The following is a 14,671-nucleotide window of genomic DNA, read 5'->3' as shown; positions in this document are numbered from 1 at the left end:
CCGCCGGTCTTGTGGGGGACTCCTTTGGAACACGAACAGACCATTCCTGAGCAGCGGAAAGGGGAGGAGAGCGCACCGGATCCGGACACTTCGGCCCCGCGCCGCCGGACGGGTCGCACCACCCTCCTGATCGCGGGCGCGGCCGTACTCGGCGTCCTCGCCGGGACGATCACCGGCTACGCGGTCCAGTACCACCGCGAGCCCACCCCGCTGCCGCCGCTGGCCCAGCAGGACATCGCCGCCCCGAAGCCGCTGGCGGGGAACGACGCGACGAGCCTGCGCTCGATCAACGCCAACCGCTGGCACAAGGCGGACGAGGACCTCGTGGCGAAGCTGCTGGAGGCCCCCGCGGGCGCGACGGTCGCTTTCTCGGGCGCGCAGTCCCCGGACGAGTTCGCCGCGGACTTCTACGCGAACCCTCCCGCGGGGATCGGCTCCCTCGTCCGGTACAGCGTCCGCAGGATCGCCACCGTGCGGTGGTCCGAGGACCTCACGAACTTCGTCGAGATCCGGCTGCTCCAGTTCCAGGACCGGGACGGGGCCGAGGGGTTCCAGTCGGGAGTGGAGGCCTACATGCCGACCACGAAGCACGCGGGCAACTCGGGCAGTGAGGTTCCCGGTGTTCCTGCGGACTTCGGCCACCTGTGGATCAATTCCGAGGCGAGTGAGAAGCCCGGTTTCCTCCCGGTCCGGCGGGGCACCGCGGTGGTCCGCCGCGGCGACATCGTCATGCACATCACCTACGTGAACAACCGCGGTGAGATCGACGAGAAGGTCGTGGCCGACCTGGCCAAGCGGCAGATGGAGCGGCTGTGAGCGAGCGGGAGAACGAGACCGGAGCCGTCGCGGACGCCGTGCCGGACGTCGTCGGGGATGCCGCCGGGGCCGCCCAGGACGCCATCGGGCCCACGCGCAGGGTGAAGACCGGGGCGGTCAGGCTGGTGGCCGCGGCCGTGGGCGTCGTCGTCCTCGTGGGCGGGGGCCTGTGGTGCTCCGCCGCGCTCGACGATGCCGAGCGGACCGCGCCGACGCGGTACTGGATGGCGGAGGGCGTGCCCACCGGCTCGCCCGCCCCGGTCCCGCCCGTGCCGGCGGCCGAGCTCAAGGCCAAGCTGCTGCCGCTGGCCACGGGCTACTGGCCCGGCCCCGACATCGACGCCGAGGGCAACGACTACTTCGTCTCGGGCGAGCGGGCGGTGCAGGCCTTCAAGGACGACCACTCGGGACTGTCCACCGGTGACCGCGAGGCGCGGGACAGGGCGCTGGCGGATCTGAAGCTCAAGGGCCTGGCCGGGCGCAGCTACGCCCGGGGGAACGGCAGCGGAGCGATGGTCTCCGAGATCCAGCTCATGCAGGCGGACCCCAAGGAACTGGGGAAGTTCGCCGAGTTCGCCAAGAAGATCCTCGAACTCACCGCGGCCGACGGTCAGGCGCCCAAGGTGGACGGTTTCCCCGGGGCCAAGTGCGCGCTCGACTCCGTCGTCGACGGCAAGAAGCAGGAGATCGCCGCCCTCGACTGTGTGGCCGTCGAGGGAGACGTGCTGGTGACCTACCGGACCTACGGGTGGTCCCCGGGGTTCTCGGCGAGCGATGCCGCGGCCCTGTTCAAGGAGCAGCTGAACCACCTCAAGTCCCCCGGGGAGTCCGTGTGAGCGAGCAGACCACCACCGGCACCGAGCCCGGCCGTGAGCACGGGCCCGAGGCCGGGCTCATGCCCGGGCCCACTGCCGGGCCGGCCCCGCAGACGCCGGAGAGCCCCGAGGCGGCGGCCGCCGCGGCCTCGGACGCCCCCGCCCCGGAGGCCGCGCCGGTCGTGCCCAAGGACCGGCGACGCCTGTTCGCCGCATTGCGCTGGACCGCCGCCGTCGCCGTCTTCGCCGCCGTCGGCACGGGGGTCGCGTACGGGATCACCCAGCCCGAGCGCACCGACATCCCGGGCCTGTCCACCGAGGACGACGGCCGCTGGACGTTCCCGGCGCTGTCGCAACCGGCGCTGCCCGCGGGCGCCCCCCTGGCCCAGGGCCCGGACAACAAGGAAGAGACGCACTACGCGCAGCTCACCGGCCTGCTCCTGCCCGCTCCCGAGGGCGCCAAGGCCGACGACGCGGTCAAGGCGGACAAGGACGGGGCGGTGTCGGCCGACGTCTTCCTGGAGGAGTACGCGCCCGACGTGCGCGAGAAGCTGAAGCAGTCCCTCGAATGGGACGGGCTGCGCCAGATCACCGGCCGGGGCTGGACGATGCCGGACGGCACCCGTACGCACGTCTACCTGTTGCGCTTCCACGCGTCGGGTTTCGTGGACGCCTTCAAGGGCTGTGACACCAACGCACGGCTGAACGGCGTCTCGGCCCTGGAGCTGGACGACGTCTGGACCGGGGTCAAGGGCACGCAGAGCGCCATCGTCCCCTTGCGTTTCCCGGGTTCGGGCATGGCCGGCGAGAGCGAGGTCAGCGTGTACCAGGAGATGAAGCCCGTCCTCGGGGACGAGCAGACCAAGGTCGGGTGCCTCCAGTCGGGTGACGTCCTGGGCATGGTCATCCAGACCCGCAAGGGCGAGGTGGCCCCCGTCACCTTCCACCAGTCGGTGATCCTGCAGAGCCAGCTGCTGAGCTGACCGCCGCGCCGGAGCCGGGCAGGCTGCCGGGGTACGGGCCACCTCACACAGTGCGCCCGGCCCCGGGCCAGTAGGCTTGGGAACCGGCCCGTACCCCCCGAACGAATTCCGAGGAGCACCCCGTGCTTGAGGCAGTCTTCACCTCCCTGCTGGTCCTGGTCTGCGTCGGCGTCATGGCCTTCACCGGCCTGGCCGTCAAGAAGCTGTACCAGGGTCAGCGCTGAGCATCCGCCCAGCAGACCGCCCCGGAACCCCTCCCACAGATCGCCTGAGCAGCCATTCATGATCCAGATCCCGTCCGACCTGAACCCGGGCCTCGTCCCCCTCGCCTTCCTCCTCGGCAACTGGGAGGGTGCGGGAGTCTTCGACTTCCCCGGCGAGGAGAAGTGCAACTTCGGCCAGGAGGTCGTCTTCAGCCACGACGGCCGGGACTTCCTGGAGTACACCTCCCACACCTGGGTCCTCGACGCCGAGGGCAACAAGGTGCGCCCGCTGGAGTCCGAGTCGGGCTACTGGCGCATCGACAAGGACCGCAATGTCGAGATCGTCATGGTCCGTGACCAGGGCGTCGTCGAGGTCTGGTACGGCGAGCTCGCCGACCAGAAGCCCCAGATCGAGCTGGTCACCGACGCGGTCGCCCGTACCGCGGCCTCCGGCCCGTACAGCGGCGGCAAGCGGCTCTACGGCTACGTGAAGGGCGACCTCATGTGGGTCGGCGAGAAGGCCACCCCGGACGTCGAGCTGCGTCCGTACATGTCGGCCCAGCTGAAGAAGGTCGTCACGCCCGAGGAGGTCGCCGAGATGGCGCGCAACCTCCCGGACATGCCGGACGACGGCATCGCCTTCTTCCGCTGAGTCCACAGGCCTGAAGCCCACAGGCTGTACGCAGGGCTGTACGCAAGGCTGTGCGAAAGGGGACCGCAGGATCGCCCGCGGTCCCCTTCGCGCGCATACACTGGCCGGGTGGGGAGCAGCGTGGACACCGAAAGCTCTGACTGGAAGAGCGACCTGCGGCAGCGCGGATACCGGCTGACACCGCAGCGCCAGCTCGTGCTGGAAGCGGTCGACGCCCTGGAGCACGCCACCCCGGACGAGATCCTCGCCGAGGTGCGCAAGACCGCCTCCGGGGTCAACATCTCCACCGTCTACCGCACCCTGGAGCTCCTGGAGGAGCTCAAGCTCGTCTCGCACGCCCACCTCGGGCACGGGGCCCCCACCTACCACCTCGCCGACCGGCACCACCACATCCACCTGGTCTGCCGCGACTGCGCCGAGGTCATCGAGGCGGACGTGGACATCGCCGCCGAGTTCACCGCGAAGCTCCGTACCACCTTCGGCTTCGAGACCGACATGAAGCACTTCGCGATCTTCGGTCTGTGCCGCAAGTGCGCTGCCAAGCAGCGTGCCGCTCAGGCGTAGCAGGGTCGTACGCTTGGTCCCATGACCAGCAGCCCCTTGCTCCATCTCCCCGGCGCCGTACCGGCCGAAGGCCGTGACGAGGGCGTCGCCGCCCACTACGGCGAGCTGTACGGCGAACAGCGTGCCCTCGCGGAGGGGCGCGGCTTCGTCGACCTCTCGCACCGCGGAGTCGTCACCGTCAGCGGGCCGGAACGCCTGAGCTGGCTGCACCTGCTGCTCACCCAGCACCTCACCGAGCTGCCCGCCGGACAGGCCACCGAGGCGCTGATCCTCTCCGCCAACGGGCACATCGAGCACGCGCTCTACCTCGTCGACGACGGCGAGACCACGTGGGCGCACGTGGAGCCGGGTACCCAGGGCGAGCTGATCGCCTACCTGGAGTCCATGAAGTTCTTCTACCGCGTCGAAGTCGCCGACCGCACCGAGGAGTTCGCGGTCGTGTACCTGCCGGCCGGCTCCATCGCCGAGGTCACCCAGGACAAGGAGCACATCGTCCGGGAGACCGCGTACGGCCGGGACGTCCTCCTGCCCCGCGCCGAGCTGGAGTCCTTCGCCGCCGCGCACGGCCCGGCCGCGGGCCTGCTCGCGTACGAGGCCCTGCGCGTCGAGGCGCACCGGCCGCGGCTCGGCCAGGAGACCGACCACCGCACCATCCCGCACGAGCTGGGCTGGATCGGCACCGCCGTGCACCTGCAGAAGGGCTGCTACCGCGGCCAGGAGACGGTCGCCCGCGTCCACAACCTGGGGAAGCCCCCGCGCCGTCTGGTCTTCCTGCACCTGGACGGCTCGGAGGTGCTGCTGCCGGCGCACGGCACGCCGGTGCGGCTCGCCTCGGACGGGGAGGAGGGCCGTCAGCTGGGCTTCGTGACCACGGCCGTCCGCCACCACGAGCTGGGCCCGATCGCGCTCGCGCTGGTCAAGCGGAACGTGCCGGTCGACGCGCCGCTGCTGGCCGGGAAGACGGCCGCCGCGCAGGAGGTCGTCGTAGCGCCCTGACCACTGCGGTCGGACGTCTCGGACGTCTCAGATGTCGATGACGATGGTGAACGGGCCGTGATTGGTCAGCGAGACCCGCATGTCCGCGCCGAACCGGCCCGTCTCCACCGTCGCACCCAGCGCGCGCAGCTGCGCCACGACCTCGTCGACCAGCGGCTCGGCCACCGGACCGGGAGCCGCCGCGTTCCAGGTGGGGCGGCGGCCCTTGCGGGCATCTCCGTAGAGCGTGAACTGGGAGATCACCAGCAGCGGTGCGCCGTTGTCGCTGCAGGACTTCTCGCCCTCCAGGATCCGTACGGACCACAGTTTGCGGGCCAGCAGCTCCGCCTTCTCCGGGGTGTCGTCGTGGGTCACCCCCACCAGCACGCACAACCCCTCGCCGACGATCTCGCCCACGGTCTCGCCGCCCACGACGACGCTCGCGCCGTCCACCCTCTGCACCACTGCTCGCATACCACCTGTGTACCAGGCTTGCACCCGTCCGGGGCCGATCGGGTGGAGTGGGACTGCGTCAGGCCCACGGGGAGTGGCACGATGCACGCAGGCGGTGCGGGTGCGCCGCACCGGTCGAGGGGACGGACTCGTTCGTATGAATACTTCTGGTACCTCCGTACCTGCATCACCCGCTTCCGTCGCAGCTGCCGCGGTTCGACCGCCCGCGCAGCGCACGGCCGAGACTCAGGGGCCGCCGAGCCCGACCACCGCACTCGGGCTGCCGGAACTGCGCGGGCTGCGCCGCGACGCGCAGCGCGACGAGGCCGATCTGAGCTACGTGCGCAGACTGCTCCAGGGCCGCATCGACATCCTGCGGGCGGAGCTGGCCCGGCGGACGGACCCCGAGGCGCCGGTGGTGGACCGGCTCTCGGTGATCCTCGCCGACGCCCCCTCCAGCCGCAGCGCCTCCGCCCGGCACGTCACGCTCGGCACCCCGCACAGCGAGGAGTACCGGCTGCTGGCCGCGGAGATGCTGTCCGACGTGGAGCTCTCGGACCTGGGCGCCCGCACGGACGGCGAACTGCACGACGGGATGGGGCGGCTGGTGCGCTACGAGCAGCAGGTCTCGCGGCGCCGCCAGCAGCTCCAGCGCACGGTGGACGACTGCACTGCGGAGATCACCCGGCGGTACCGGGAGGGCGAGGCCCAGGTGGACGACCTGCTGGTGTAGAGAACCGGCGTGGAGAACCGGCGGAGAAAATTCGGGCGACCGCCGGCGGCCGGGAGATTAGCGTGGGCGGCTATGAGTGCTGACGTCCGGCCGATCGCCGAATCCGAACTCCCCGACTGGGTGCGCACCGTGCACACCGGTTTCCTGACCACCTCCCGGGTGACCGAGGCCGACATAGCCCTGCGCGCCAAGTACAGCGACTTCTCCCGGATACAGGGGGCGTTCGACCCTGACGGCGGTCGCTGCGTGGCCGCCCTGCGCTCCTTCCCGCAGGAGCTGACCGTGCCCGGCGGGGCGGCCGTCCGCACCACCGCGATCTCCAGCGTGGGCGTGCTGCCCACCCACCGCCGCCAGGGCCTGCTGACCCGGATGATGGCCGCCGAGTTCGCCGCGGCCGAGGCGCGCGGCGACGCGCTCGCCACGCTGATCGCCGCCGAGTACCCGATCTACGGGCGGTACGGGTTCGGGCCCGCCACCTCCCTCGTGGAGTGGGAGATCGACGTGGCGCGCACCGGGCTCGACCGGCGGCTGTCGGCGCCCGTGGACGGCGGGCGGATCGAGCTGGTGGACATCGAGGAGCTGCGGCGGGTGGGGCCCGAGCTGCACGAGCGGCTGCGGGCGCGCACGCCCGGGGCGGTGGACCGGGACGAGCGCTGGTGGAGCGTGGCGACCGGCTTGGAGCAGTGGTCGTACCGCCCGTACCAGGACAAGTTCCATGCCGTGTACCGGACGGCGGAGGGGGAGGTGGCCGGCCTCGCCGTCTACAGCGCCGACGACCACTGGACGGACGCGAAGCTCCCGCAGAACACCGTGCAGGTCAGGGACCTGCTGGCGGTCACCCCGCAGGCGGAGCGGGCACTGTGGCAGTTCCTGTGCTCGATCGACTGGGTGCTGAAGGTCCGCACCGGCTACCGGGCCCCCGACGACCTCGCCCCGCAGCTGCTGCCCGACCCGCGTGCGGCCCGGACCGTCACCTCCTCGGACTTCCTGTGGGTGCGGCTGCTGGACGTCGTACGGGCGCTGGGCGCGCGGACGTACGAGGTGCCCGGGGTGCTCGTCCTGGAGGTCACGGACGAGACGGGGCCGGCGGCCAGCCGCTACCGGCTGGACGCGGGCACCGGCGTGTGCGAGCGGACCGAGGAGGCGGCGGACCTGCGGCTGGACGTGGCCGTGCTGGGCTCGTTGTACCTGGGGGACGCGTCCGCGGTGCGGCTGGCCGCGCTGGGACGGGTCACGGAGGAACGTCCGGGGGCGGCCGTGCTGGCGGACACGGTGTTCCGTACCGCGCGCCGCCCGTGGTGCCCCGACATCTTCTGACGGCTCCGGACAACTGCGTGCCGATTGCCGATTGCCGATTTTGCCGATGATCGAGGACCGAACTCTGTGACATCACTTGTGGAATCCCTGCGCGCGGCGGGCTGCGTCTTCGCGGAGGAGGAGGCGGAGCTCCTGACCGGGGCCGCCACCGACGCGGACCACCTGGCGCAGCTGCTGGCCCGCCGGGTGGGCGGCGAACCGCTGGAACACGTCGTCGGCTGGGCGGAGTTCTGCGGGCTGCGCATGGAGGTCGGCGCGGGGGCCTTCGTACCGCGCCGGCGCACCGAGTTCCTGGTGCGGGAGGCGGTGGCACTGGCCCGGCCCGGCGCGGTGGTACTGGACCTGTGCTGCGGGGTCGGCGCCCTGGGCGCGGCGGTGGCCGCGCAACTGCCGGGCGGCGTGGAGCTGCACGCGGCGGACATCGACCCGGCGGCGCTGGTGTACGCGCGGCGCAACGTGGCCCCGTACGGCGGCCGGGTGTGGGAGGGCGACCTGTACGCGGCGCTCCCGTCCTCGCTGCGCGGCCGGGTGGACGTGCTGGTGGTCAACGCCCCGTACGTGCCGACGGAGGAGATCGTCCTCATGCCGTCGGAGGCGCGGGACCACGAGCCGCTGGTCTCCCTGGACGGCGGGGCCGACGGCCTGGACATCCACCGCCGGGTGGCGGCGGGGGCCCTGCCCTGGCTGGCCCCGGGCGGCCACCTGCTGATTGAGACGAGCGCCCGCCAGTGCCCGTCGACGGCCTCGGCCCTGACCTCGGCGGGCCTCGCGGTCCGGGCGGTGACCTCGGAGGAGCTGTACGCGACGGTGGTCATCGGCACGGCCTGACGCGGCCCGGCGGCCTCCGGGCCTTCGTAGGGTGGGGGCATGACGGGGAGTGAGAAGCCTGCGGAGGCGTGCGCGGAGGCGGCTCTGCCCGCCCTGGCGAGGGCGAGCGCGGGCGATCGCAACGATGGCGGGGGGACCCTCCAGGCGGACCTCCTCGGCCTCCTCGACGCCTGGCCCGGGACGGCGCACCGACTGCTGCCCGACTGCGTCGCTTCCGACGACCCCGGGACGAGGCCGGCCGGCCCCTGGGGCCTGAGCGTCACCGATTTCGGCGGGGCCAGGTACTTCGATCTCGTCGCCGGTGCCGCGTCCGACCCGGACCCCCGGGTACGCGCCGACGTGATGAGCACGCTCGGCGGCATCTTCGGCGCCGGGAACCCCCCGCGGGCCCGGGCCGTCCCGCTGGCCGGCACCCGCGATCCGGACCCCGGGGTGAGACGGGCCGCAGTGGCGGCGCTCGGCCCGGAAGACGACTAGAGGTGTTCGACGTGCTGCCCGGCACGGGTCTGGCTCTGCCGCATCGTGCCGGCGTCCTGAGGTTCGGCATGTCCGGGCGGGAGGCCCGGTGGGCCGTCGCGACCTTGGCGGATGTGCGGGAGACCTGGGTCTGCGGGACGGGCTGGGCCTTCACCGCCCGCTACGAGGGCCTGGAGCTGCTCGCCTACGGCGACTGCCCGGACCGCCTCGGCCGCGCCGGCCACGACCGGCACGGTCTGGCGGCCGTCCACCTCGGCCGGTGCGGGCCGGGACCGGCCGGCCCGTCCGCCGTCCCGGTGGTCCTCCACGACGTCGACCTGTTCGGGTACCCGGCCGCCGAGGTGCTGGAGGCCCTCGGACCGGGCCAGCACCCCGGGGTGAGCCTGCCGCAGGCCGGATCCCCGACCGGCTACCTGTCCGAGGTACGGCTCTCGGTCCCGTAGCTGAGCGGGTCCTGGGCGAGCGGGACCGGCGCGGCCAGGGCCTCGTCGTAGGCGGGGCGCGGGAAGACGTACGGGCCCAGAAGCAGTTCGCCCCACTCCGGCCGGTGGATCTGGTGGAAGCCGGACCAGGTGACCTCGTTCTCCGTGGCGCGGACCATGGCGAGCAGGGGCCAGCAGGCGTCGATCCCGCAGGGGCAGCTCAGGAGGCACAGGGCGCCGGTGTTGTCGTCGCGGAGCTCCGGTGGCGCCTCGCCCAGGAAGTGGGCCCGGGCCCGGGCACCGTCGGCGTCGTCGTCCAGGTGCAGCGGGGCGTGCTGGCGCAGCAGGAACTCGTCGCGCTCCTGCGGGGTGTCGTCGTCTGCGTCGAGCTCCCGGCTCCAGAGCGCCCGCGTCGCCTCCGCGACGAGGACGCGAAGGTCGGTGCCGTCGATGCGGACGCCCCAGGCGGTGAGGTGCGGGAAGCCGGGGTGCGGGACGCGCAGGAACTCCACCCGGTTCGGGACGGGCGGGACGGGCGGGAGACTCATACGCCCCATCCTGTGGGGCCCGCCCGACCGGATCCACCGAGTATCGCCACGGCGGGGGCGGGACGGCGGCGGTTCGCGGTCCTGACCCCCGGCACGGACAGCCCGGAGGAGAGGAGCTGGTCACGGAGTACCAGCAGAGGCTGCGCGAGCGCCACATCGCCGCCGCCGTCATGCCGGCCCCGGAGCCGTGGCGGCCGGTGCCGGACCGCAGGACTCCCGTCGGGGGTCTGTTCGGCATCGGGTTCGTCGTCCTCCCGACAGCGGGCACGACCTCGTCATGGTCGTGTCCGGCGACGGCCATGGACTCTTCGACGCGGTCACCGGCGAGAAGATCGCCCGCGACCGGGATCCGGACCCTGACACCAGCACCCCGGACGCGTCGCCGGAGCTCACCTGCGGACGGCTGGACCGTAGACGTCGTCAGCCCCGAGTGGCCCCACGACCGCGTCATCCTCACCCGGTGGGAGATGTTGCAAGCGGGGCGCTTGCAATAGTTAGCAAGGTCGGGCAGGATCTGAGCATGGCATCGCTCAACGTCGGAAATCTCGGCGAGTACCTCCGTGAGCAGCGTCGGCAGGCTCAGCTTTCGCTGCGGCAGCTGGCCGAGCAGGCGGGGGTGTCGAATCCGTACCTGAGCCAGATCGAGCGCGGGCTGCGCAAGCCGAGCGCGGACATCCTGCAGCAGCTGGCCAAGGCGCTGCGGATCTCCGCGGAGACGCTGTACGTGCAGGCCGGGATCCTGGATGAGCGGGACCCGGAGGAAGTGGAGACGCGAGCCGTCATACTCGCCGACCCGTCGATCAACGAGCGGCAGAAGCAGGTGCTGCTCCAGATCTACGAGTCGTTCCGCAAGGAGAACGCGCTCGATGCGCCCGCCGACGAGATGCCGTCGAAGACGAACTGAAGTTGATCCGGGAGGACCAGCACATGGCCATCGCCGATGACCTGAAGAAGACCCTCACCGACCCCACTCCCCTCTACTTCGCCGCAGGCACCGCCGACCTGGCCGTGCAGCAGGCCAAGAAGGTGCCCGACCTGATCGAGCAGCTGCGCGCCGAGGCCCCCGCGCGCATCGAGGCCGTGAAGAACACGGACCCGAAGGCTGTACAGGAGGCGGTCACCGCCAAGTTCGCCGAGGTGCTCGGCGCGATCGACCCGAAGAAGCTCGGGGAGACCGCCCAGGACCTGGCGCTTCGCGGTGTCGGCGTGGCCGCCGAGTACGCGGTGCGCGCCAAGGAGACGTACGACAAGGTCGCCGTGCACGGCGAGCAGGCCGTGCGGAACTGGCGGGGCGAGGTCTCCGCCGAGATCGTCGACATCGCCGTGGCCGTCGAGCCGGAGGCCGAGGCGGAGCCGGCGTCGGAGCCGGCGGCCGAGGCCGCCGCAGCGGAGAAGCCCGTCGCGAAGAAGGCCCCCGCGCGCAAGACCACGGCCAAGAAGGCCGTGGTCACGGCGGACGACGCGAGCTGAAGCGCAGCCGCATGAGCGACGGCGGGCCGGGCACCCTTCAGGTGCCCGGCCCGTTGTGGTTCATGAAGGGGCCTGTGCCGGTAGCGTGGAGTCGGGCGGCATCGGAAGTGCGAAGCAGAAGCTGAGAAGGCGGTCGAAGCGATGTTGATGGAAGGGTTCGATCGAGGCGTGATCCCGTTCCTCGGGCTCGTCATGCTGGTGCTCGCCGTCGTGGCCTTCGTGCTCGCCCTGGTGGCGCGGGAGGACGCGTACCGGGCGGCCGACAAGCAGAGCAAGACCTTCTGGCTGGTCATCCTCGGCGTCACCGTGGCCGTGGACTTCTTCCTGGGGATGCTGTTCCTGCAGATCGCCGGTCTCGTCGCGACCATCGTGTTCTTCGTCGACGTACGCCCGGCCCTCAAGCAGGTCTCGGGCGGTGGCGGCCGGCGCGGCGGCAGCAGCAGCGACGGGCCGTACGGGCCCTACAACGGCGGACGGTAGGCGGACCCGGAGCGCCGACGGCTTCGGCGCGCGGCTCAGCCCTCGGCGCGGGAGAGCAGGACCACGGCCACGTCGTCGGTCAGCTCGCCGCCGTTGAGCCGGCGGGCCTCGGTGACGGAGGCCTCCAGCAGGCCCTCACCGCTCAGACCGCGGTCCAGATGGCGGTTGATCATGTCGACCATGCCGTCCTGGCCCAGACGTTCCTTGCCCTCGCCGATGTGGCCCTCGATCAGGCCATCGGTGTAGAGCATCAGGCTCCAGGTGCCGCCGAGCTCCACCTGGCGGCGCGGCCAGCGGGCCCGGGGCAGCAGCCCGAGGGCCGGGCCGCTGTTCTCGTACGGGAGCAGCCGCGCGCGGCGGCCCGGCCGGGAGATCAGCGGGGCCGGATGACCGGCCAGGCACAGACCGGCACGGCGTCCGTCCGGGGCGATGTCGACCGTGCACAGCGTCGCGAATATCTCCTCGCACGGCCGCTCCACCTCCAGGACCTCCTGGAGGGTGGACAGCAGGTCGTCGCCGCAGAGGCCGGCCAGGGTCAGGGCGCGCCAGGCGATGCGGAGCTCGACGCCGAGCGCGGCCTCGTCGGGGCCGTGGCCGCAGACGTCGCCGATCATGGCGTGGACGGTGCCGTCGGGGGTGCGGACGGTGTCGTAGAAGTCACCGCCGAGCAGGGCCCGGCTGCGGCCGGGGCGGTAGCGGGCGGCGAAGCGGAGGTCGGAGCCCTCCAGGAGGGGCGTGGGGAGCAGGCCGCGTTCCAGCCGGGCGTTTTCCTGGGCGCGCAGTTTCGATTCTGCGAGCTTGTACTGGGCGATGTCCGCCCGTTTTCTCTCCACGGCGTAGCGGATGGCGCGGCTCAGCAGCCGGCCGTCCAGCTCGTCCCGGAAGAGGAAGTCCTGGGCGCCGACCCGGACGGCCTCGGCGGCGCGCTCGGCGTCGTCCTCGCCGGTGAGGACGAGGACGGCGTGGCGCGGGGCGATGCGCAGCACCTGGTGGAGGGCGACCAGCTGGTCCACGGCGGTGGCAGTGGCGGTGCCGGTCCCGTTGGCGGCGCCGGTTCCGTTGGCCGGGGCGGTGGCCGAGCCGTTGGCCGCAGCTCCCGGCGTGCGGGCGCTGGCGTCCGGGAGGGACAGGTCGAGGAGGATGCAGTGCACGTCGGGCGTGAGCAGCCGCTCGGCCTCGGTGAGATTGCGGGCGGTGCGGATCCGGATGCGGTGGCCGTCCGCGTCGAGGATCTCGGGGACGGTGAGGCCGCCTGCCGGGTCGTCCTCGATGACCAGGAGGGTCAGCGGGCTCGTGTGAGGGGCGGCTTGAGGGGTCGCTTGCGCGACGCCCGTGGCGGCTACGGCCGGGGCGGCGGTGTGCAGAACGGCCTGACCGCTCTCCGTGGCCGAGGTGTCCCTCTGCCGCGGTACGGGTACGGGCATCGTCTCCGGTTCCTTCCCTCCCCCCGAGGGTGCGCTCGTCCGGCAGACCCTAGCGGTCCCGGCCCGGCGAACGGAATGCCGTCCTTGGCGAGGGCCTCCGGCATATGCGGTTATCGCGGGGGAAAATCGGCCTCACTGGATGACAAAGGTCACGGCGGGGCCGTGTTCCGTCCCGTCAAGCGAGACGTGTCCGAGCCCCTCCGGGTTGCCTGCGTCACCCGATCCGCCGGACGGACGGACCTGGCCGGCGCTCCGCCCCGGACCCGGTCCTCGAACACGGTCCTCGAACACGGGCCCCGGCCCCGGCCCCGGCCCCGGACCCGGGCCCCGGGACGGGCCGAAGGTCCCGGGCTCCGCCCCGCGCCCCGGACAGGCCGAAGGCAAGGGGCCGCGCCCGGCAGCGGGTCCGGGGTCGAGCCCCGGCGCCGCCGCACCCGTATCGCCGAGCGACCCCGCAGGGGCTACGCGTCGGGGCGGACCACTGCCTTGATCGGCATCGAGCCCGCGCCCGCCATCGTGATGTTCCGGCCGGGGCGCGGGGCGTGCACCATCGCGCCGTCGCCGACGTACATGCCGACGTGGCTGGCGTCGTCGAAGTAGATGATCAGGTCGCCCGGGCGCATGTCCTTCAGTGCGACCTTCGGCAGCAGCCGCAGCTGCTCCTGCGAGGTGCGCGGGATGCCCCGGCCCGCCGCCAGCCAGGCCTGGGAGGTCAGCCCGGAGCAGTCGAAGGACGCCGGGCCCACGGCGCCCCATTTGTACGGCTTGCCCATCTGGGCGGTGGCGAACTGCACGGCCCGCTTGCCCGCATCCGTGGCCGCGCCGTTGACGTCCTTCATCGCGCCCGTCGACAGCCACGCCGTCTGCGCCTTGTACTGGGCTTCCTGCTCCAGCTGGATCAGCCGGGCCTTCTCCTCGGCCTCCAGCTTGCTCTCCAGCTCCTCGGCGGCCTTGATCTTCTCCTCGATCTGCTTCTTGGACTCCTCCGACTTGATCCGGTTGGCCTCCAGGGTGGCCCAGCGCTCGCTCGCCTCCTGGGCGTAGCGCTGCAAGTCGGCCTGGGTCCGGTCCAGTTCGGAGAGCATGCCCGAGGTGGCCTTCTCGCCCTGGCGCAGCCGGCCCGCCCCGTCGAGGTAGTGGTTCGGGTCGTCGCTCAGTGCCAGCTGCGCGCCCGGCGGCATCCCGCCCGAGCGGTACTGGGCGCGGGCGGCGGCGCCCGCCCGGTTCTTCAGGGCGGTGATCTTCTCCTTGCCGGCGACGACGAGATTGGCGATCTCGACGATCTTGTCCGACTGGGCCTTGGTCTCGGCCTCGGCGAGGTTGTAGGCGTCCGTGGCGGTGCCCGCCTGCCGGTACAGCTCCTCGATCTCCTTGCGGACCTGTTCCAGGGACTTGCCGCCCGGTTCGGGGAGGGGCGCGGCCGGCGCCGCCGGGGTCGTCGGCGCCGACGGAGCCGCGTACGCCACGCCCGCGGCGAGGCCCGGCACCGTCAGTATCGCCATCGTGCACAC

General features: G+C 72.3%; 18 protein-coding genes and 1 pseudogene. 15 read left to right on the top strand and 4 right to left on the bottom strand.

Annotated elements, in window-relative coordinates:
• Nucleotides 1-24: 24 nt before the first annotated feature.
• The 6 genes from ACZ4YL_RS37760 (at nt 25) to ygfZ (ending at nt 5,029) form a co-directional block, all read left to right on the top strand.
• Entirely contained in the window at nt 25-816 is a 792-nt protein-coding gene (locus ACZ4YL_RS37760) for a hypothetical protein (RefSeq protein ID WP_468122764.1), read from the top strand.
• The gene (locus tag ACZ4YL_RS37755; protein WP_468122762.1) at nt 813-1,652 is read left to right on the top strand and encodes a hypothetical protein; all 840 of its coding nucleotides are present in this window, start codon (nt 813-815) and stop codon (nt 1,650-1,652) included. The genes ACZ4YL_RS37760 and ACZ4YL_RS37755 overlap by 4 nt, the downstream gene beginning before the upstream one ends.
• A complete protein-coding gene (locus ACZ4YL_RS37750; RefSeq protein ID WP_468122760.1) occupies nt 1,649-2,614 on the top strand; it encodes a hypothetical protein in 966 nt (321 codons plus the stop codon). The genes ACZ4YL_RS37755 and ACZ4YL_RS37750 overlap by 4 nt, the downstream gene beginning before the upstream one ends.
• Nucleotides 2,615-2,896: 282 nt before the next feature.
• Nucleotides 2,897-3,469 carry a heme-binding beta-barrel domain-containing protein gene (locus ACZ4YL_RS37745; protein ID WP_468122758.1) on the top strand — a complete coding sequence of 191 codons (573 nt, stop codon included), beginning with the start codon at nt 2,897-2,899 and terminating at the stop codon, nt 3,467-3,469.
• A 108-nt stretch (nt 3,470-3,577) separates the two neighbouring features.
• Nucleotides 3,578-4,033 carry a Fur family transcriptional regulator gene (locus ACZ4YL_RS37740; protein ID WP_301369596.1) on the top strand — a complete coding sequence of 152 codons (456 nt, stop codon included), beginning with the start codon at nt 3,578-3,580 and terminating at the stop codon, nt 4,031-4,033.
• Nucleotides 4,034-4,054: 21 nt separating this feature from the next.
• The gene (gene ygfZ / locus ACZ4YL_RS37735) at nt 4,055-5,029 is read left to right on the top strand and encodes a CAF17-like 4Fe-4S cluster assembly/insertion protein YgfZ (protein WP_468122756.1); all 975 of its coding nucleotides are present in this window, start codon (nt 4,055-4,057) and stop codon (nt 5,027-5,029) included.
• Between the two features lie 27 nt (nt 5,030-5,056).
• Here ygfZ and dtd read toward each other — a convergent pair whose 3' ends face one another.
• Complete coding sequence (gene dtd / locus ACZ4YL_RS37730) at nt 5,057-5,482, bottom strand: D-aminoacyl-tRNA deacylase (protein ID WP_030011201.1); 426 nt, start codon at nt 5,480-5,482, stop codon at nt 5,057-5,059.
• A gap of 136 nt (nt 5,483-5,618) precedes the next feature.
• Between dtd and ACZ4YL_RS37725 the strand changes: the two genes are divergently transcribed.
• From ACZ4YL_RS37725 to ACZ4YL_RS37705, 5 genes are all read left to right on the top strand, one after another.
• Nucleotides 5,619-6,194, top strand: a complete 576-nt coding sequence (locus ACZ4YL_RS37725; protein WP_468122753.1) for an RsiG family protein — start codon at nt 5,619-5,621, stop codon at nt 6,192-6,194.
• Nucleotides 6,195-6,266: 72 nt separating this feature from the next.
• A complete protein-coding gene (locus ACZ4YL_RS37720) occupies nt 6,267-7,511 on the top strand; it encodes a GNAT family N-acetyltransferase (RefSeq protein WP_468122751.1) in 1,245 nt (414 codons plus the stop codon).
• A 66-nt stretch (nt 7,512-7,577) separates the two neighbouring features.
• Nucleotides 7,578-8,339, top strand: coding sequence for a putative protein N(5)-glutamine methyltransferase (locus tag ACZ4YL_RS37715; RefSeq protein WP_468122749.1), 762 nt, complete (start codon nt 7,578-7,580; stop codon nt 8,337-8,339).
• Between the two features lie 39 nt (nt 8,340-8,378).
• Complete coding sequence (locus tag ACZ4YL_RS37710; RefSeq protein WP_468122747.1) at nt 8,379-8,816, top strand: HEAT repeat domain-containing protein; 438 nt, start codon at nt 8,379-8,381, stop codon at nt 8,814-8,816.
• An 11-nt stretch (nt 8,817-8,827) separates the two neighbouring features.
• Nucleotides 8,828-9,259, top strand: a complete 432-nt coding sequence (locus ACZ4YL_RS37705) for a hypothetical protein (protein ID WP_468122745.1) — start codon at nt 8,828-8,830, stop codon at nt 9,257-9,259.
• On the opposite strand, the gene ACZ4YL_RS37700 is transcribed toward ACZ4YL_RS37705, so the two are convergent.
• Complete coding sequence (locus tag ACZ4YL_RS37700) at nt 9,226-9,786, bottom strand: hypothetical protein (RefSeq protein ID WP_468122743.1); 561 nt, start codon at nt 9,784-9,786, stop codon at nt 9,226-9,228. The two genes, ACZ4YL_RS37705 and ACZ4YL_RS37700, sit on opposite strands and share 34 nt — an antisense overlap.
• 116 nt (nt 9,787-9,902) lie before the next feature.
• On the opposite strand from ACZ4YL_RS37700, the pseudogene ACZ4YL_RS37695 reads away from it, so the two are divergent.
• The 4 genes and pseudogenes from ACZ4YL_RS37695 to ACZ4YL_RS37680 all read left to right on the top strand — a co-directional run.
• Nucleotides 9,903-10,244: pseudogene (locus ACZ4YL_RS37695) on the top strand (hypothetical protein); the annotation flags it as partial.
• A 62-nt stretch (nt 10,245-10,306) separates the two neighbouring features.
• Complete coding sequence (locus ACZ4YL_RS37690; protein WP_468122741.1) at nt 10,307-10,690, top strand: helix-turn-helix domain-containing protein; 384 nt, start codon at nt 10,307-10,309, stop codon at nt 10,688-10,690.
• 23 nt (nt 10,691-10,713) lie between these two features.
• The gene (locus tag ACZ4YL_RS37685) at nt 10,714-11,256 is read left to right on the top strand and encodes a hypothetical protein (protein ID WP_468122739.1); all 543 of its coding nucleotides are present in this window, start codon (nt 10,714-10,716) and stop codon (nt 11,254-11,256) included.
• A gap of 141 nt (nt 11,257-11,397) precedes the next feature.
• Nucleotides 11,398-11,736, top strand: coding sequence for a DUF2516 family protein (locus ACZ4YL_RS37680; protein ID WP_468122737.1), 339 nt, complete (start codon nt 11,398-11,400; stop codon nt 11,734-11,736).
• 35 nt (nt 11,737-11,771) lie between these two features.
• Here the strand turns inward: ACZ4YL_RS37680 and ACZ4YL_RS37675 are convergent, their stop codons facing one another.
• A complete protein-coding gene (locus tag ACZ4YL_RS37675) occupies nt 11,772-13,160 on the bottom strand; it encodes a PP2C family protein-serine/threonine phosphatase (protein ID WP_468122735.1) in 1,389 nt (462 codons plus the stop codon).
• 461 nt (nt 13,161-13,621) lie between these two features.
• Nucleotides 13,622-14,662: a C40 family peptidase gene (locus ACZ4YL_RS37670; RefSeq protein ID WP_468122733.1), complete on the bottom strand. Its 1,041-nt coding sequence runs from the start codon at nt 14,660-14,662 to the stop codon at nt 13,622-13,624.
• Nucleotides 14,663-14,671 lie beyond the last annotated feature (9 nt).

It is taken from the genome of Streptomyces sp. NPDC030021 (assembly GCF_055574035.1).
Note: the sequence above shows the minus strand (reverse complement) of the source record. Positions and strands in the feature narration are given on the sequence as shown.